Origin of the sequence: Nocardiopsis sp. NPDC007018 (genome assembly GCF_040635075.1) — a bacterium.
In the GTDB taxonomy this organism is placed as follows: domain Bacteria; phylum Actinomycetota; class Actinomycetes; order Streptosporangiales; family Streptosporangiaceae; genus Nocardiopsis.
In genome coordinates this window covers 60,347-77,490 of sequence record NZ_JBEYHA010000003.1, presented here as the reverse complement: position 1 = coordinate 77,490, position 17,144 = coordinate 60,347, and the positions used below count along the sequence as shown (strand labels likewise).

Here is a 17,144-nt window from a genome sequence, read left to right as displayed (position 1 = left end):
AGGCGTGAAGACATCCCCGTACCGTCTTGTGCGGCGCGCCCACCAGGTGCTGCCGCCTCCGGTGCTGGACGAGAACCAGCAGCGGGTGGTCGACCACCCCGGTGGGCCGCTCCTGGTCCTGGCGGGCCCCGGGACCGGCAAGACCACCACCGTCGTCGAGGCCGTGGTGGATCGGATCGACAACCGCGGCGTTGACCCCTCCCGCGTCCTGGTGCTCACCTTCAGCCGTAAGGCCGCCCAGGAACTGCGTGAGCGCATCACCGCGCGACTGCGGCGCACCACCCGTGAGCCGCTGGCGCTGACGTTCCACAGCTACGCCTACGCGTTGATCCGGCGCGAGTTCCAGCGGATGGGCGACCTCCCCCCGCGCCTGCTCTCCGGCCCCGAACAGCTCATGGAGGTCCGCGAACTGCTCAGGTGGGAGTTCGGGGACGGCGCCGAGGCGTGGCCCGAGCGACTGCGCCCGGCCCTGGAGACGCGCGGGTTCGCCGAGGAGCTGCGCGACTTCCTGATGCGCGCCCAGGAGCGCGGTCTGGGCCCGGCCGAGCTGGCCCGGGTCGCCGCCGAGCGCGACCGCGACGACTGGGCGGCCGCCGCCGGGTTCCTGTCCCGGATGAACGGGCGCTTCGACGTCGCGCCCGTGCCCACGCTGAACTACGCCGAGCTGGTGCGCGTCGCCGCCAACATGCTCTCCGACCCCGAGGTGCAAGCACGCGAGCGGGCCGCACACGAGGTGGTCTTCGTCGACGAGTACCAGGACACCGACCCGGCCCAGGAGGAGCTGCTGCGCGCCCTGGCGGGCGACGGCCGCGACCTCGTCGCGGTGGGCGATCCGGACCAGTCGATCTACGCCTTCCGCGGTGCCGAGGTGGACAACATCCTCGACTTCCCGCGCCGCTTCCCCACAGCGCGCCGTACCGACGCACCGGTCGTGGCCCTGCGCACCTGTCGTCGCAGCGGGGCCGTGCTGCTGGCCGCCTCGCGCGGTGTCACGCGCAGGCTGCCCGCCGTCGCGCCGGCGCATGGCTGGGTCAACGCGCACCGGGACCTGGTCCCCGCAGAGGGCGTACCCGACGGTGAGGTCCAGGTGCTGATGGCGGACAGCACCACCCAGGAGGCGGCGGTCGTCGCCGACACCCTGCGCCGCGCCCACCTGGTGGACGGCGTGCCGTGGTCGGACATGGCGGTGCTGGTGCGCTCGTCGAGCCGACAGCTGCCGGTGCTGCGCCGCGCGCTCACGGCCGCGTCGGTGCCGGTGGTCGTGGGCTCCGACGACCTGCCCGTGGCCGCCGAACCGATCGTGCGGCCGCTGCTGGGCCTGATCCGTTACGGGCTGCGGCCGCAGGAGTTGGACGAGGACGCGGCCCGCGAGCTCCTCATGAGCCCCTTCGGGGAGGCGGACTCGGTGCGGCTGCGGCGGCTGGTGCGCGCCCTGCGGCGGCTGGACCTGGACCGGGTTCGCGACGGCGCGACGTCATCCGACGCCTCCGACGCCTCCGACGCGTCCGACGAGGAGGCCGCGGACACCGGATACCGGCCCTCCTCCCGGCTGCTCGTGGACGCCCTGCGCGATCCGGGCGAGCTCACCCTCGTCGACCCCGCCGTGGCCGCACCGGCCGTGCGCGTCGCCCAGGCGCTGAGCACCGTCCGGGAGCTGACCGCCCGGGGAGCCGACGCGGAACAGGTGCTCTGGGAGCTCTGGCGTGAGAGCGGCCTCACCGACCGCCTCATGCGCGCCAGCCTGGCCGGAGGCCGACGGGGCGCCGCCGCCGACCGTGACCTGGACGCCGTCGTGGCCCTCTTCGAGAGCGCCGCCCGCTACTGCGACCGCCTCCCGCCCGGCACCCCGGACGGCTTCCTCGAGGACCTCGCCGCTCAGGAGATCCCCGGCGACAGCCTCGCCGAGCGCGCCCCCGAGGGCGAGGCCGTGCGCATCCTCACCGCCCACCGCTCCAAGGGCCTGGAGTGGGGTCTGGTCGTCGTGGCCGGAGCCCAGGAGGGGGAGTGGCCGGACCTGCGCCTGCGCGGCTCCCTGCTCGGTGTGGAGGAGCTCGTGGACGCGGGCAGCCACGCCGCCGACTCCTTCGGCGCGGCCCTGGCCTCCAAACTCCTCGACGAGGAACGCCGTCTGTTCTACGTCGCCCTCACCCGGGCCCGCCGGTCCCTGTACGTCACCTGCGTGGGCGGCGAGGACTCCGACGAACGCCCCTCCCGCTTCCTCAACGAGATGGGCCTGGGCGACCCGGAACCGGTCAGCACCGGACGGCGCTGGCTCTCCCTGCCCGCGCTCGTCGCCGACCTGCGCTCGGTGGTCACCGACCCCGAGGCTCCCGACCCGCTGCGCACCGCGGCCGCCGCCCACCTGGCACGCCTGGCCGAGGAGGGCGTGCGGGGCGCCGACCCGGCGGAGTGGTACGCCCTCACGCCCTTCACCGACGACCGGCCCCTGGCCGACCCCGAGGACACCGTGCGGGTGTCGCCCTCCCAGGTGGAGAGCTTCACCAACTGCCAACTGCGGTGGCTGCTGGAACGCGCCGCGGGGGCCTCCTCCGGGGGCTCCGCCTCCGCGCTCGGCACCGTCGTGCACGCCGTCGCCGTGCTGGTCGCCGAGGGCGGCAGCGCCGAGGAGGTGGGCGCGCGCATGGACGAGATCTGGTCGGACCTCGACTTCGGCGGCCCCTGGCAGGCCGACAAACAGCGCGAGCGCGCCGACGAGATGGTCCGCAAGTTCGTCTCCTGGGACGCGGCCAACGACCGCGAACTGGTCGTCACGGAGGAGGGCTTCAAGGTGGACGTGGGCGGGATCGAGATCACCGGCCGGGTCGACCGCCTCGAACGCGACGGCGAGGGCCGCGCCGTGGTCGTGGACATCAAGACCGGCGGCAGCAAGGCCGACGACCTGGCCCGCCACCCGCAGCTCGGGGTCTACCAGATGGCCGTGCTCCGGGGCGCCTTCGCCAAGCTCGGCCTGGCCGAGCCCGGCGGCGCCGCCCTCGTCCAGGTCGGAGAGAAAATCAAGAGCTACCGCGAACAGGTCCAGCCCCCGCTGGGCGAGGACCCCGACCCCGGATGGGCGCACGCTCTCGTGCGCGAGGTCGCCACCGGTATGGGCGGGTCCCGGTTCGCCGCCACCCGCAACACCGGGTGCAACGCGTGCGCCGTGCGCGCCTGCTGCCCGGTCCAGGACGAGGGCCGACATGTCTGAACCCTTCCCCGGGGCGACCGCCGCCTCCGGGACCTCCGACGTCCACAGACCCCGGTTCGGCCCGGCCGAACTGGCCCGGCTGCTCAAGCGCCCCGAACCCACGGCCGAGCAGGCCCGGGTCATCGCGGCACCGCTGGAGCCGGGGGTGGTGATCGCCGGTGCCGGGTCGGGCAAGAGCGAGACGATGGCGGCGCGCGTGGTGTGGCTGGTCGCCAACGGCCACGTGCGCCCCGAGCAGGTGCTCGGACTGACGTTCACCCGCAAGGCCACCGCCGAGCTGGCCGAGCGCGTGCGCAAACGGTTGGAGCAGCTGCGCGCCACCGAGCAGCTGCCGGACGAGCTCCTGGACGGCGAACCCACCATCTCCACGTACAACTCCTACGCGGGGCGGATCGTCGCCGACCACGCGCTGAGGGAGGCGGTCGAACCCACGTCCCGCCTGCTCAGCGAGGGTCAGGCCTGGCAGCTGGCCGCCCGGATCGTCGGCGAGTACGACGGTCCCATGGACCGCGTGAACGTCGGGGCGGACACCGTCACCCGCCGCGTCCTGGACCTGTCCGGGCAGATCTCCGACCACCTCACCACCACCGACCAGGTGCGGGGCGTCGGCCGCTGGATTCAGGCCGGGGTGGACGCGATGACGCGCAGGCCCACGCAACCCACCAGGGACCTGGTCGACACCCAGCGCCGCCGCGAGCAGTTGCTGCCCCTGGTGGACCGCTACAACCACGCCAAGCACACCCGGGAGGCGATGGACTTCGGCGACCAGATGGCGCTGGCGGCCCGCATCGCCCAGAACCACGCCGAGGTCGGGCTGATCGAGCGCGGCCGGTTCCGCGTGGTGCTCCTCGACGAGTACCAGGACACCAGCCACGCCCAGCTCGTGCTGTTGCGCGCGCTGTTCGGCGAGGGGCACGCGGTGACCGCGGTGGGCGACCCCTGCCAGTCCATCTACGGGTGGCGCGGGGCGATCGCCGCCAACCTCACCAGCTTCCCCACCGACTTCCCGGTCGCCCCCGGGCGGCCCGCCCCGGTGCGCCGCCTCACGTTGAGCTTCCGCAACGGGGAACGGGTCCTGCGGGTGGCCGAGCGCGTCTCGGAGCCGCTGCGGGCCGAGGCGGCGGATGTCCCCGTGCTGCACCCGGCCCCGGTGCGGCAGGGGCGCGGCACGGCGCGGGCGGGCCTGTTCACTACGGAGACGGAGGAGGCCGCGTGGATCGCCGACCACGTGCGGGACCTGCTCAGGGCGGACGCCGGGAGTCCGGGCGGCCAGGTGTTCGCCCCGGACGGGCTGGTCTGGCCGGAGGGTGAGACCGGAGGTGGGCCGGACGGCGGGATCAGCCCCGGCGACGTCGCGGTCCTGTGCCGCAAGCGCTCCCAGTTCCCGCCGCTCCGCGAGGCCCTGGAGGCGCACGGAATCCCGGTGGAGGTCGTCGGCCTGGGCGGGCTCATGCTCGTGCCCGAGGTCCGCGACATCATCGCCACCCTGCGCGTGGTGCACGACGCCTCCGCCGGGAACGAACTGGCCCGCCTGCTCACGGGCCCGCGCTGGCGGATGGGCCCGCGCGACCTCGCCGCCCTCGGCGCCCGCGCCGCAGAACTGGCCCGCGACACCCGCCGCGACCTCACCGGAGCGGCGGCCGAGGAGGGGGAGTCGCGGGAACCGGACGACCTGCTGCGCCGTACGGTCCTGGACCTGACCGCCGAGAGCGGCAGCCTCGTGGACGCCGTCGACGACCCCGGTGACGCCGAGAACTACTCCGAGGCGGCCTACGAGCGCCTCGGGCGCCTCGCCGAGGAGCTGCGCGCCCTGCGCAAGCTCGTGGGCCAGCCGCTGCCGGACCTGGTCACCGAGGTCGAGCGCGTGCTGGGCCTGGACATCGAGGTGGGCGCGCGCACGCACCGCGACCCCCTCTCGGCCCGCGCCGACCTGGACGCCTTCGTGGACCACGCGGTGCGCTTCGTCGGCAACTCCGAGGACCCCACCCTCGGGAGCTTCCTCGGCTACCTCAACGCGGCCGAGGAGAACGAGAGCGCCCTCAGCCCGGGGGAGCGCGTGGGCGGCTCCGACAGCGTGAAGCTCATGACCATGCACGGTGCCAAGGGCCTGGAGTGGCCCGTGGTGATCGTGCCCGGGGTGAGCGCGGGCGCACGCGCACCGCTCTTCCCGGCCAAGGCGCGCGACTCGCACGCCTGGGTGAAGGCCGATCACCAGCTGCCGTACCCGCTGCGGGGCGACCGCTCCAGCCTGCCCGCGCTGCGCGGGGTGGAGAAGGAGGACATCACCGCCTTCAAGGAGGCGGAGGAGGCCCGCCACCTCATGGAGGAGCGGCGGCTGGCGTACGTGGCGGTCACCCGTGCCTCCTACGAGCTGGTGTGCACCGGCCACTGGTGGGGGCGCACGGGCAGCACGCCGCGCGGGCCCTCGGAGTTCCTGGAGGAGATCCGGGAGGCCTGTGAGCGGGGGGCCGGGAGCGTGGAGCGCTGGGACCCTCCGCCGGACCCCGAGGACACCAACCCGCACGACGAGGAGGAGTCGTCGGCGGTGTGGCCGCCGGAGGAGATCCCGGCCGCCTCCGGTTCCTCCGGTGCCGCCGAGGCCGTTCCGGCGCCGGTCGTGCCGGAACCCGTACCGGATTTCGAGTTCGGTCCCGAACCCGACTTCGAGTACGAGCCGGAACACGACCCCGAGTTCGGGCCGGAACCGAATCTCGACGGTGATCCGGAGTACGCGTACGAACCGGAGCCCGGGTACGAGCCTCCGCCCGAACCGGAGCCCGGGCCCGGGGCGGGGGGAGCCCGTGAGCGGCCCGCACCGGACTCCCGGCGCGCCCAGATCCTGGCCGGGGCCGCGCTGGTGGAACGGGCCCGCGCCGAGCTGCGGGCCGGGAGACCGGCCGGACCGAGGAGGCCGCCCGAGGGGCTGCGGCGCAGACTCCAGGGCTGGGAGCGGGACACCGAGCTGCTCCTCGCCCACCGCGACCGCGCTGTCACGGGGCCGAGGGAGGGTCCGGTGCAGGTCGAGTTGCCCGATCACCTGTCGGTGTCGTCGATGGTCTGGCTGGCGCGCGACCCCGCGGCGCTGGCCCGGCAGATCCGGCGGCCGCTGCCCAGGCCGCCCGCACCGCACACCCGGCGGGGAACGGCCTTCCACACGTGGCTGGAACAGCGGTTCGGGCAGCACGCGACCCTGCTGGACGAGCTTCCCGGGGCGGCCGACGAGACGGCGGGGGAGGACGAGGACCTCGCCGAGCTCCAGCGCAGGTTCGAGGAGAGCGAGTGGGGGCCGCGTGTCCCCGTCGAGGTGGAGGTGCCGTTCGAGACGGTCATCGGTGACCGGCTGATCCGGGGGCGGATGGACGCCGTGTTCCACGACGCCGACACCGGTCGGTACGACGTCGTGGACTGGAAGACCGGTCGGCCGCCCGGCAACGACGTGGAGCGCCGGGCCGTCGGGGTGCAGCTGGCCGCCTACCGGCTGGCCTGGGCCGACCTGGCCGGTGTGGAGTTGGGCGAGGTCCGCGCCGCTTTCCACTACGTGCGGGCGGGGGAGACGGTGCGGCCCACCGACCTCCTGGACGCGGACGGGCTGGCGGCGCTGATCACCGACATCCCCGAGCCCGGCTGACGGCCGGGTGCCCGTTCACCGGCCGGACCCGCGCGGGTCCGACCGGTGAACGCGTCGGTGAGGCCCGGACCGCCTCAGACCATGCCGAAGACGAAGCCGCCGGGGGAGTCGAGGTCGTCCCCGAACAGGAACCGGCGGGCGGACAGCACGAACTCCTCGCGGCTCATGACGCCGTCGCCGTCGGTGTCCACGTGCGCGAACCGCGTGCGGGCGTCGTCCTCGTCGGCGCCTAGGGCCTTGGCGTACACCAGGAACTCCTCCTGGCTGATGGTGCCGTCGCCGTCGCCGTCCAACAGGTCGAAGACGGCCTCCGCGACGGCCTCGGCCGTGTTCGACCGGCTCCGGTCCTCCGAGGCCTCCTGCATGGCGCCCACGAACCGCTCACGGTCCAGGCGCACCTCGTCGGAGGCGCGTACCAGCATCTCCCACAGGGACTCGTACGCCTCCTGGACGGCCAGGGCCCGGGGCGCCGACGCCTCCAGGCCGTAGCCGGAGACGTACCGGTCGACGAGCCTCTGGTAGTCCGTCCAGGTCAGGGTCTGGTCGCCATCGGTGTCGAGGGCGTCGAAGAGATCGCCGAACCTCGCGGTGATCTGGGGTTGGTTGCTCATGCGGGCCTCCTGTGAGAGTGGGGGCGGCCTGTCCCGCCCCGTGACGTCAGAGTCCCGGGAGGTACGAAAGGTTCCCTGTTCACACGGGTGGGGGACCATGGCGCGCGTGTCGACGGCCGGAATTCCCCCAGGTGGCGGGCGCGGTGCGGTTGCGACTGACCGAACTGGCGGACGGCATGTCCGAGGGTAGCGCGATGCCCACCGAGCGTGAGATTTCCGAGTGATTCGGTGCGGACCGCGAGACCGTGCGCCGGGCCCTGCGCGACCTGGTGTCGGAGGCGGCTCCGCCGGGGTCGGTGCGGTCACCGGGGTCCTGAGCGGCGCTCACGACGCCGACACCCTGCGCGGTTCCGGGGCCACGCGCGTGCCGGGCGCGGTCGCCGACCTGCCCGCGCTGCTCGCCGAGCGCGAGTCCGTCCGGGTCTGACACCCCCTTGCCTTTTCGGACGTCGGACGCCCCCGCACCTCCTGGTGGTGCGGGGGCGTCCGCGTCGGGGCGGGTCGGCCGGGTCAGGAGGCGAGGACCGCCTCGATCTGGCCCATGGCCTCCCGCATACCGTCGGCCATGCCCATGTCCAACATCCTCTCCATCGCCTCCGTGGACGCGAAGGTGGTGCGCGTGACCATGCGGGAGCCGTCGCCGCGTTCGCCGATCTCCACACGGACGGCGGCGACCGGTAGGTCGCCCGCCTCACCCGGCGTCTCGCCGAAACCGTCCGTGAACTCCAGTGAGCGCGGCGCGTCCACCCCCTCCACCTGCCACCAGCCGTGGTGACGGTCGCCCTCGGGGCCGGTCATGTAGTAGGTGACGGCGCCGCCCGGGGCGAGCTCGTGCCGGACGACGGTGGCCGGGTAGGTCGGCGGACCCCACCAGCGCTCCAGCTGGCGCGGGTCCGACCACAGCTCCCAGGCCCGTCCGACCGTGGCCGGGAGGTCACAGGTGATGGTGAGAGTCAGGTTCTCGAAGTCCTTGTCGACGCTGGTGACAGTCATCGGGTCGATCCTTTCGGTGGTGCTCGCGCCGATGCGCGCGGGCCCGGCGGCCTCGGCCGCCGTGTGCGCTCCGCGTCGGCGCCGGTCAGGCTCCCGGCGCCTGGGCCCCGTCCCGCGCGCGGCGGTCCGTCTCGGGCTCCTCGGCGACCAGCAGGGCCATGCGGCCCATCCGGCCGATCCACAGCTCCTCGATCCGGTCGAGGGCCGCCCGGGCCCGGCGCAGGGCGGCGGGTTCGGTGCGCACCAGCTGCTCCCGTCCCCGCCGTTCCTTGCTGACCAGCCCGGCCCGTTCCAGCACGGCGACGTGCTTCTGTACCGCCGCGAAACTCATCGGGTAGTCCTCGGCCAACCGCGAGACGGACAGTTCGCCCTCCACCGAGCGGTGGAGGATGTCGCGACGGGTGGCGTCGGAGAGGGCGTGGAACACCCGGTCCACGCTCTCGTCCTCGTGGGGCGCATCATGAACAACCATTTGGTTGTACGTTAGCGCGTTTCGCACACCGTGACAAGGGCCCGTCGAGGTCACGGACGGTTTGTCCGGGTTCTAAGGTCGATCCTGACAAGGACGTCTAGGACGACAAGGACGACAGATGGACGCGCGCGCCTACATCGAGGCCCACCGGGACGAGTTCCTCGCCTCCCTCAAGGAGTGGCTGGCGATCCCCTCGATCTCCGCCGACCCCGAGCACCACGACGACGTGCGCCGGTCGGCCCGCTGGCTCGCCGACCACCTCACCGCGACCGGGTTCCCCACCGTGGAGGTCTGGGAGACCCCGGGCCTGCCCGCCGTGTACGCCGAGTGGCCCGCCGCCGACCCGGCCGCGCCCACCGTGCTCGTCTACGGCCACCACGACGTCCAGCCCGTCGACCCCCTCGACGAGTGGGAGACCGAACCCTTCGTGCCCACCGAGCGCGGCACCTCCCTCTACGCCCGGGGCGCCTCCGACGACAAGGGACAGGTCCTCTTCCACGCCCTCGGCGTCCGCGCCGCCCTGGCCGCCTCCGGCGAGCAGGCCCCGCCGGTCACCGTCAAGCTCCTCGTCGAGGGCGAGGAGGAGTCCGGCTCCGTCCACTTCGCCGAGCTCATGAAGGCCAACCGCGACCGCCTGGACTGCGACGTCGCCGTCATCTCCGACACCACCATGTGGGCGGCGGACACCCCCTCGATGTGTGTGGGCATGCGCGGCGTCACCGACGTCGAGATCAGCCTGCGCGGTCCCGGGCGCGACCTGCACAGCGGTTCCTTCGGCGGCGCCGTCCCCAACCCCCTCAAGGTCATGAGCGACCTCCTCTCCGGCCTGCACGACGCGGACGACCGGGTCGCCATCCCCGGCTTCTACGACGGTGTCGTCGAGGCCAGCGCCGAGGAGCGCGAACTCATCGCCCGCCTGCCCTTCGACGAGGAGGAGTGGCTCGCCACCGCCGCCTCCACCGCCGCGCGCGGCGAGAAGGGGTACAGCACCCTGGAGCGCGTCTGGCTGCGGCCCACCGCCGAGATCAACGGCATGTGGGGCGGCCACACCGGCGCGGGCGGCAAGACCATCGTCCCCCGCTCGGCGCACGCCAAGATCAGCTTCCGCCTCGTGCCCGGCCAGGAACCCCTGGAGATCCAGGACCGGGTCCGCGCCTACGTGGAGGCCAACACCCCCGAAGGCGTCACCGCCGAACTGGAGTTCGGCGGCCCCGGCGTTCGCGCGTGCGCCTCCGACCTGTCCTCCACCGCGCTCAGGGCCGCGCGCTCCGCCATGGGACGCGCGTTCGGCACCGAGGTCCTCTTCACCCGCGAGGGCGGCAGCGGTCCCGAGGCCGACATCGCCGACATCCTCGACGCGCCGCTGGTGTTCGTCGCCGTGGGCCTCAACGAGGACCGCATCCACGCTCCCAACGAGAAGGTGGAGACCCCGCTCCTGCTCAAGGGCGCGGAGAGCGTCGCCTACCTGTGGGAGGAGCTGGGCGCGGCCAAGGACGGCTGAGCCCGGCCCCACAGGCGCCCCGACGGTACCGATCGCGGCCGCCCCCGCCGGGCGGCGGCCGCGCGGCCTCCCCACGGGTTTGCCCAACGGGAGTGCGCCAGGCCCCGTAAGGCGTTACACCTGGGGAAGGACCACCACGTCGGAAGGTGTCATGGAAACCGAAGCCACACCCCTGCTCGCCCGCTCGACCGTCGACCCCGTCGGGCACCGGCGCGGTGACGACGACTGGCTGGCGGCCGCCTGGGCCGATCCCGCGACGCGGGTCCTCGTCCTGGAGGGCGGCGAACCCGGCAGCTACGGCTGGCAGGCGCTCATGGCCAAGCAGTCACGCGCGCTGGTCACCACCGGACAGACCCGGGAACTCGTCCTGGTCGACCCCCACCACGCGCCCCCGGGAGAGCGCTACCTCCTCGGCAGCGACGGCGAACGCGCCTACTTCGCGGTCCGCTCCCACCGGGAGCTGGCCGACAACCCCGTCGCCGAACCCGCGTCCCTGCGCGAGGTCGGCGCGATCCTCAGCGACCACGACACCGGTCTGTTCACCCGGGCCATCGCCCTCGCCAACTGGAACGCCAGCCACGGGTTCTGTCCCCGCTGCGGTTCCCGCACACGCATCGAGAAGGCCGGGCACGTCAGGGTGTGTGAGGAGGAGGGGACCGAACAGTTCCCGCGGATGGACCCCGCCGTCATCATGCTCGTGCACCGCGAACGCGACGGCCGCGAGGAGTGCCTGCTCGGCAACAACCCCCACTGGGACGCGCGCCGCTTCTCCGTACTCGCCGGGTTCGTCGACGCGGGGGAGTCGCTCGAAGCGGCGGTCATCCGTGAGGTGGCCGAGGAGGCGGGCGTGGTCGTGGAGTCGCCCCGCTACCTGACCTCGCAGCCCTGGCCCTTCCCGCGCAGCCTCATGATGGGCTACACCGCCCGCGCGGTGGGCGAGACCGAACGCACCGACGACGAGATCGCCGAGACCCGCTGGTTCACCAGGGCGGCCCTGGCCGAGGCCGTGCACGCCGAGGAGGTCGTCCTCCCCGGCCGGGTGTCCATCGCCCGCACGCTCATCGAACACTGGTACGGCGCGGAACTGCCCGGAGGCTGGTGAACGGCGGGGACAGAACCGCCACCGCCTCCCTCAAGGCGTCCGCCCGCGCCCGGCCGTACCGCTGGCGCCTCTCCCGGGCGGACCGCCACCACGGACCGCCCGCCCCTCCACCGGGACGCTCGCGGCCCGACTCGTCAGGCGCTCTCAGGGTTGTTCAGGCGGTTCCCGTCAGCTCGTCCGGCAGGACGGTCAGCGGACTCGTGCTGCTGTCCACCACGTCCTGCGCCAGCTCTGCGACCTTGCGGCCCCGCGACCTCGCCGACGAACGCAGTCTCTCGAACGCCTCGCGCGGCGGCATGGTGTGCCGCTCCGCCAGGACACCGATCGCCTGCTCCACCACGACCCGCGAGTGCAGCGCGTGCTCCAGCTGCGTGATCGTGTGCCGCAGGCGCTCCACCTCGGTGGCCCCCTCCGGGGCACGGCCGGGCGCCTGTGTGCGGGGACGCGCGCTCCCCGCCTCGGAGGTGAGCAGGTCCGCCAGCACCATGGCGCTGACCAGGTCCGGCGCCTCGTGTCCGTGCTGGTCGCCGCCCACGCGCCACCCGTTCGGGGTGCGCCGCACCACCTCGACGGTCACCGTGTCGCTGACCGCCACGTCATGAGGCCTCATATCGTCCCCCAACTCAACACTTCCCGTCATCGTCCGGGCTATGGAGCCGGCCGCCCAGCCGTGGGGACGCCGGGGGTGTCCGCCCCCTGGGGGGAGGGGGTCCCGCCGCGCGGGCCGCACCGGGCGGCCCGCGCCGTACGTCCTCAGGACAGTTCGGCCAGCTTCTTCTTCACCTGAGCGAGCGACGGGTTGGTCATCGCGGTCTCGTCGCTGAAGACCACCGTGGGGACCGTCTGATTCCCGTTGTTGACCTTCATGACGTACTCCGCGGCCTCCGGATTCTCCTCGATGTTCACCTCGCGGACCGCGATCCCCTCACGGGAGAGCTGGCTCTTGAGGCGCTTGCAGTACCCGCACCAGGGGGTGCTGTACATCGTGAATCGTTCGGTGCCCGTACTCGTCATCTCGCTCACGTCTTCCTGGTCGACGGTCATGTTCGGGGATCAGTACGCCCATTCCAACACCAAGGGGGTCCCGCCGCTTCCCATGACCGTTCGACACAACGTGGGACGCCTCACACGGCCTCCTGGTTCTGGAATGTGTCGGCCGGGTCGTTCGCGCAGCTCGCGCGACCCGCGCCACGGACACCGCCCTCGCGGGCCCATCCGCTCCCGGCGACGACCGATACTTGAGAGACTGTGCGCCCACGGCGAGTCAGCCGCCCCGACCAGATGCAGGAGCACCATGGACCCCGACCGCGTCCTGGAGGGACTGGACCCGGAACAGACCGAGGCGGCGCGCGCCCTGCGCGGCCCCGTGTGCATCCTGGCCGGTGCCGGAACGGGGAAGACCAGGGCCATCACGCACCGGATCGCGCACGCCGTGGCCAGCGGGGTCGTCTCCGAACAACAGATCCTCGCGGTCACCTTCACCGCCCGCGCGGCGGGGGAGATGCGCGGTCGGCTCCGCTCCCTCGGCGCCCCCCGCGTGCAGGCCCGCACCTTCCACGCGGCCGCCCTGCGCCAGCTCGGGTTCTTCTGGCCACAGGTGATCGGCGGGGAGAAGCCCACACTCATCGAGAGCAAGCTCTCGGTGGTGGCCCGCGCGGCCAACTCGGTGGGCCAGCAGCCGGACCGGCTCGGGCTCCGCGACCTCGCCAGCGAGATCGAGTGGGCCAAGGTCACCCAGGTGCGTCCCAGCGACTACGACAAGGCGGTGGCCAAGGCCGGGCGGCAGGCCCCGATGAACGCCGGTGAGGTCGCCCGGGTGTTCGAGGCCTACGAGGAGCTGTGCCGCGAGCACAACCTCCTCGACTTCGAGTCGATGCTCGAACTCACCGCCGGGATGATCACCGAGTACCCCGCCATCGCCCAACGGGTCCGCGACCAGTACCGCTACTTCGTCGTCGACGAGTTCCAGGACGTCAACCCGCTCCAGAAGCTCCTCCTCGACGCCTGGCTCGGCGACCGCGACGACCTGTGCGTGGTGGGCGACCCCAGCCAGACCATCTACTCCTTCGCCGGGGCCACCCCCAGCTACCTCACCGGGTTCGGCGCCCGGTACCCGCACGCCACCGTGGTCCGGCTGGTGCGCGACTACCGCTCCACGCCCCAGGTGGTGCGGGTGGCCAACCACGTCATCGCGCAGGCGCGGGACACCACCTCCGCCAACCACCTCACCCTCCGGGCGCAGCGGCCCGACGGTCCGGACCCCCTGTACCAGGAGTACGACGACGAGCCCGCCGAGGCCACCGGGGTCGCCCGCAAGATCAGCGTGCTGCTGGAGGACGGCACCCCGGCCAGCCAGATCGCCGTGCTCGTGCGCACCAACTCCCAGTCGGCCTCCTACGAACAGGCGCTGGCCGACCAGGGCGTGCCCTTCACCGTGCGCGGTACCACCCGCTTCTTCGAGCGGCCCGAGATCAAACAGGCCGTGCACACCCTGCGCGGGGCCCGGCACGGGGCCGCCGACGAGGCGCCCGAACCCCTCGTCGCCACCGTGCGGAGCCTGCTGGCCCAGATGGGACTCACCGACACGGCCCCCGAGGGCCGCCAGGCCCGGGAGCGTTGGGAGTCGCTGTCGGCGCTCGCGCAGCTCGCCGAGGACATGGCGGCCCGTCCCGGACCGGACGGCGGGCCCGCCACCATGGGCGCGTTCGTCGAGGAGCTGGAGACACGCATGGCCACCGAGCACGCGCCCGGTTTCGAGGGCGTCACCATCGCGTCCCTGCACGCCGCCAAGGGCCTGGAGTGGGACGCGGTGTTCCTCGTGGGTCTCACCGAGGGCATGATCCCGATCATTTACGCGGAGACCGACGACGAGGTCGAGGAGGAGCGGCGGCTCTTCTACGTGGGGGTCACCCGCGCCCGAGAGCACCTGGCCATGTCGTGGTCCCTCGCACGCTCGCCCGGCGGCCGCAGGACCCGCAAACCCTCCCGTTTCCTCGACGGCCTGCGCCCGGCCTCACCGTCCACCGCCAACCGCCGGGACCGCCGCAAGGGAGGGGTGGTGCGCTGCCGGGTCTGCTCCGACGTGCTCTCCGACACCACCGAGCGCAAGCTCGGCCGCTGCCTGGACTGCCCTTCCACCTACGACGAGGCCCTGCTGGAACGCCTGCGCGACTGGCGCAGGAGCACCTCCCAGGAACAGAAGGTGCCCGCCTACGTCATCTTCACCGACGCCACCCTCCAGGCCATCGCCGAGCAGGAGCCCTCCAGCGTCTCCCAGCTCACGGCGGTGTCCGGCGTCGGACCGGCCAAGCTCGACCGTTACGGTGAGGCGGTGCTCGCACTGGTCGCGGGGAGGGAGCCGGCGGGGGAGACCGGTGAGGGAGAGGACGAGGATGAGTGAACACGACGCCAAACGCCGGGGCCAGTCGCTGGCCGACCTGCTGAGGGTCCTGGACCTGGAACGCATCGAGGTCAACATCTTCCGGGGCAGCAGCCCGGCGGAGGGGCCGCAGCGGGTCTTCGGCGGGCTGGTCGCCGGCCAGGCGCTCGTGGCGGCGGGGCGCACCGTGCCCGCCGAACGGTACGTGCACTCGTTGCACGCCTACTTCATACGGCCCGGCGACCCCACCGTCCCGATCGTCTACGAGGTCGACCGGGTCAGGGACGGGCGCTCGTTCACCACCCGCCGGGTGGTGGCCGTCCAGCACGGCAAGCCGATCTTCACGCTCTCCGCCTCCTTCCACAAGGAGGAGCCGGGGCTGGACCACCAGATCCCCATGCCGGACGTCCCGCCGCCCGAGGACCTGCTCAGCACCCGGGAACGTCTGCGCGAGGCGTTCGGAAAGGTGCCCAACTTCGTGCAGTGGCACCCGATCGAGATGCGTCCGGTCGGGGCGATGTCGTTCGAGGCCGAGCGCGACCCCGAACTGCGCACGGCGACCAACCCCGTGTGGTTCAAGGTCGACGGCCGTCTTCCCGACGACCGCCTCACCCAGGTGTGCCTGATGACCTACGCCTCCGACATGACCCTGCTGGACACCGTGCTGCTCCGGCACGGCCGCTCGTTCGCGGGCATCGCGATGGCCAGCCTCGACCACGCCATGTGGTTCCACCGCCCGTTCCGCGCCGACGAGTGGCTGCTGTACGCGCAGGAGTCGCCCACGGCCCAGGGCGCCCGCGGCCTGGCGCGCGGCCTGGTCTACACGAGGGACGGCAAGCTCGTCTGCTCCGTGGTGCAGGAGGGGATGATCCGCGTCGTGGACGCGGAGGGCTGGACCTAGGTGACCTGAGAGGTCGGGGACGCGGACCGGGGGGTTCCTCCCGGGGCCGGAGAGATCCTCGGCACAGGGCCCGGGAGCGTGCGCGGCAACGCTCCCGGGCCCTCGCGCATTCCCGGGAAGTTCTGGCCGGATGCGGACGTTTTCCCAGGTCAAAAATGGGTTGCCGATCTTTGTGGGCGGCCCGTAGTGTGTACTCGTCGAACCAACCGCTCTCGGTACAGGTGCGAGACCCTGTACCCGACATCGAAGGAGGTGCCCGATCTCATGACCACCACGGAAACGAAGCAGATGACCACGTTGACCCTCGGTTTCGAAGCTGCTCTGCGACTGTTCCCGCGCGGAATCGTGTCGGGCATCGGCCTGAGCGGTAGCACCATCGGCGGCGGTCTGAGCGCCGAGAACGGCCTCCAGGCCCTTGGCATGGTCCAGCTCATCGGATCTGGCTCCGTGTCCCAGGGGACCGGTGTGTCCGAAACCGGCGTGATCGGCAACCCGCGCCACGCGTCCGAGCCCGCCCTTGATCGCGGCTGGTTCACCGGTGGCATCAACAAGGCATCGCAGGAAACCCCGCGCTATGGCGCATCGGGGGAGTGTCCACGGAAGATTCCGGCCTAGAGCAGCACACAGGCCGAGATCCTCGACCGTGGCCGCGGACCCCGAATCAGGGGCCGCGGCTTTCTTTGTATCTCCGTCTTCTCCCACGTCCCCCAGGGACGTGGGAGAAGACGGCGGCATCGCAAGTCAGGTCCCACACCGGACCTGTTCCGGTGACTGAACACCGACCGCGTTGTACACGATCAAAGATCTTTGGAGGGCACCGATGCTCGCGTCGGTCCTGGAAGCGCCCCAGCTGGGCGAGGTCGACATTCCCTGCCGTACGGAGCCGGACCTGTTCTTCGCGGAGTCCCCCGCGGAGGTCGAGGCGGCCAAGGCGATCTGCGAAGCCTGCCCCATCCGGGAGCAGTGCCTGGCGGACGCGCTCGAACGGCGTGAGCCGTGGGGCGTCTGGGGCGGGCAGCTGCTCGTCTCCGGTCAGGTCGTCGCGCGCAAGCGCCCGCGTGGCCGTCCCCGCAAGAACCCCGCGCCCGTCGCGGCCTGAATCACCCCCCGACACCCCGAAGCACCCACGACACCGAAGGACGAAGACGATGATGCAGGAACTCATGCGGATGGTGGAGCGTACCGAGGAGGAGCCCCGCGAGCGGCAGGTCAGACGGCTCAGCGCCCGGCAGCTGCGGGCCCGGCAGCGCGAGGAGCGTCGGGCGGAGCGGGCGATCATGGAAATCGCGTGGTCGAGGCTGTGTTGACGCGGCCTGACCAGTGAGTGAACGGACGGGACCGGAGGGCGTGGA

Annotated in this window: 15 protein-coding genes; 10 read left to right on the top strand and 5 right to left on the bottom strand. The window is 72.6% G+C overall.

Features of this window, described 5'->3' with window-relative positions; translation table 11 throughout:
• Positions 1 to 28 precede the first annotated feature (28 nt).
• Entirely contained in the window at positions 29 to 3,205 is a 3,177-nt protein-coding gene (locus tag ABZ635_RS02315) for an ATP-dependent DNA helicase (protein WP_357757895.1), read from the top strand.
• Complete coding sequence (locus ABZ635_RS02310; RefSeq protein ID WP_357757600.1) at positions 3,198 to 6,833, top strand: UvrD-helicase domain-containing protein; 3,636 nt, start codon at positions 3,198 to 3,200, stop codon at positions 6,831 to 6,833. Before ABZ635_RS02315 ends, ABZ635_RS02310 begins: the two co-directional genes overlap by 8 nt.
• 74 nt (positions 6,834 to 6,907) lie before the next feature.
• Here the strand turns inward: ABZ635_RS02310 and ABZ635_RS02305 are convergent, their stop codons facing one another.
• The gene (locus ABZ635_RS02305; RefSeq protein ID WP_357757597.1) at positions 6,908 to 7,444 is read right to left on the bottom strand and encodes an EF-hand domain-containing protein; all 537 of its coding nucleotides are present in this window, start codon (positions 7,442 to 7,444) and stop codon (positions 6,908 to 6,910) included.
• Between the two features lie 220 nt (positions 7,445 to 7,664).
• On the opposite strand from ABZ635_RS02305, the gene ABZ635_RS02300 reads away from it, so the two are divergent.
• A complete protein-coding gene (locus tag ABZ635_RS02300; protein ID WP_357757594.1) occupies positions 7,665 to 7,871 on the top strand; it encodes a hypothetical protein in 207 nt (68 codons plus the stop codon).
• A gap of 83 nt (positions 7,872 to 7,954) precedes the next feature.
• On the opposite strand, the gene ABZ635_RS02295 is transcribed toward ABZ635_RS02300, so the two are convergent.
• Together ABZ635_RS02295 and ABZ635_RS02290 are read right to left on the bottom strand one after the other, a co-directional pair.
• On the bottom strand, positions 7,955 to 8,437 hold the full coding sequence (locus ABZ635_RS02295; RefSeq protein WP_357757591.1) for an SRPBCC domain-containing protein: 483 nt from the start codon (positions 8,435 to 8,437) through the stop codon (positions 7,955 to 7,957).
• Positions 8,438 to 8,522: 85 nt separating this feature from the next.
• Entirely contained in the window at positions 8,523 to 8,909 is a 387-nt protein-coding gene (locus ABZ635_RS02290; protein ID WP_357757588.1) for a metalloregulator ArsR/SmtB family transcription factor, read from the bottom strand.
• A gap of 118 nt (positions 8,910 to 9,027) precedes the next feature.
• Between ABZ635_RS02290 and ABZ635_RS02285 the strand changes: the two genes are divergently transcribed.
• Together ABZ635_RS02285 and nudC are read left to right on the top strand one after the other, a co-directional pair.
• Positions 9,028 to 10,410, top strand: a complete 1,383-nt coding sequence (locus tag ABZ635_RS02285; protein WP_357757585.1) for a dipeptidase — start codon at positions 9,028 to 9,030, stop codon at positions 10,408 to 10,410.
• A 151-nt stretch (positions 10,411 to 10,561) separates the two neighbouring features.
• Positions 10,562 to 11,512 carry an NAD(+) diphosphatase gene (gene nudC, locus ABZ635_RS02280; protein WP_357757582.1) on the top strand — a complete coding sequence of 317 codons (951 nt, stop codon included), beginning with the start codon at positions 10,562 to 10,564 and terminating at the stop codon, positions 11,510 to 11,512.
• 154 nt (positions 11,513 to 11,666) lie between these two features.
• On the opposite strand, the gene ABZ635_RS02275 is transcribed toward nudC, so the two are convergent.
• Both ABZ635_RS02275 and ABZ635_RS02270 read right to left on the bottom strand, forming a co-directional pair.
• Entirely contained in the window at positions 11,667 to 12,122 is a 456-nt protein-coding gene (locus tag ABZ635_RS02275) for an ANTAR domain-containing protein (protein ID WP_357757580.1), read from the bottom strand.
• 143 nt (positions 12,123 to 12,265) lie between these two features.
• A complete protein-coding gene (locus tag ABZ635_RS02270; protein WP_017542395.1) occupies positions 12,266 to 12,556 on the bottom strand; it encodes a mycoredoxin in 291 nt (96 codons plus the stop codon).
• Between the two features lie 250 nt (positions 12,557 to 12,806).
• Here ABZ635_RS02270 and ABZ635_RS02265 point away from each other — a divergent pair, with 250 nt between their 5' ends.
• From ABZ635_RS02265 to ABZ635_RS02245, 5 genes are all read left to right on the top strand, one after another.
• A complete protein-coding gene (locus ABZ635_RS02265; RefSeq protein WP_357757576.1) occupies positions 12,807 to 14,912 on the top strand; it encodes an ATP-dependent DNA helicase UvrD2 in 2,106 nt (701 codons plus the stop codon).
• Positions 14,905 to 15,792, top strand: a complete 888-nt coding sequence (tesB, locus tag ABZ635_RS02260) for an acyl-CoA thioesterase II (protein WP_357757573.1) — start codon at positions 14,905 to 14,907, stop codon at positions 15,790 to 15,792. Before ABZ635_RS02265 ends, tesB begins: the two co-directional genes overlap by 8 nt.
• A gap of 264 nt (positions 15,793 to 16,056) precedes the next feature.
• The gene (locus ABZ635_RS02255; RefSeq protein WP_357757571.1) at positions 16,057 to 16,407 is read left to right on the top strand and encodes a hypothetical protein; all 351 of its coding nucleotides are present in this window, start codon (positions 16,057 to 16,059) and stop codon (positions 16,405 to 16,407) included.
• Positions 16,408 to 16,612: 205 nt separating this feature from the next.
• Complete coding sequence (locus tag ABZ635_RS02250) at positions 16,613 to 16,891, top strand: WhiB family transcriptional regulator (protein WP_357757568.1); 279 nt, start codon at positions 16,613 to 16,615, stop codon at positions 16,889 to 16,891.
• Positions 16,892 to 16,940: 49 nt separating this feature from the next.
• Positions 16,941 to 17,099, top strand: coding sequence for a hypothetical protein (locus ABZ635_RS02245; RefSeq protein WP_357757565.1), 159 nt, complete (start codon positions 16,941 to 16,943; stop codon positions 17,097 to 17,099).
• The last annotated feature ends 45 nt before the right edge of the window (positions 17,100 to 17,144 follow it).

Coding starts and splice junctions, on each gene's coding strand:
- ABZ635_RS02265 (WP_357757576.1), top strand. CDS start 12,807: ATGGACCCCGACCGCGTCCTGGAGGGACTGGACCCGGAACAGACCGAG.
- ABZ635_RS02295 (WP_357757591.1), bottom strand. CDS start 8,437: ATGACTGTCACCAGCGTCGACAAGGACTTCGAGAACCTGACTCTCACC.
- ABZ635_RS02250 (WP_357757568.1), top strand. CDS start 16,613: ATGCTCGCGTCGGTCCTGGAAGCGCCCCAGCTGGGCGAGGTCGACATT.
- ABZ635_RS02285 (WP_357757585.1), top strand. CDS start 9,028: ATGGACGCGCGCGCCTACATCGAGGCCCACCGGGACGAGTTCCTCGCC.
- ABZ635_RS02270 (WP_017542395.1), bottom strand. CDS start 12,556: ATGACCGTCGACCAGGAAGACGTGAGCGAGATGACGAGTACGGGCACC.
- ABZ635_RS02245 (WP_357757565.1), top strand. CDS start 16,941: ATGATGCAGGAACTCATGCGGATGGTGGAGCGTACCGAGGAGGAGCCC.
- tesB (WP_357757573.1), top strand. CDS start 14,905: ATGAGTGAACACGACGCCAAACGCCGGGGCCAGTCGCTGGCCGACCTG.
- ABZ635_RS02275 (WP_357757580.1), bottom strand. CDS start 12,122: ATGAGGCCTCATGACGTGGCGGTCAGCGACACGGTGACCGTCGAGGTG.
- ABZ635_RS02310 (WP_357757600.1), top strand. CDS start 3,198: ATGTCTGAACCCTTCCCCGGGGCGACCGCCGCCTCCGGGACCTCCGAC.
- ABZ635_RS02305 (WP_357757597.1), bottom strand. CDS start 7,444: ATGAGCAACCAACCCCAGATCACCGCGAGGTTCGGCGATCTCTTCGAC.
- nudC (WP_357757582.1), top strand. CDS start 10,562: ATGGAAACCGAAGCCACACCCCTGCTCGCCCGCTCGACCGTCGACCCC.
- ABZ635_RS02255 (WP_357757571.1), top strand. CDS start 16,057: ATGACCACCACGGAAACGAAGCAGATGACCACGTTGACCCTCGGTTTC.
- ABZ635_RS02290 (WP_357757588.1), bottom strand. CDS start 8,909: ATGGTTGTTCATGATGCGCCCCACGAGGACGAGAGCGTGGACCGGGTG.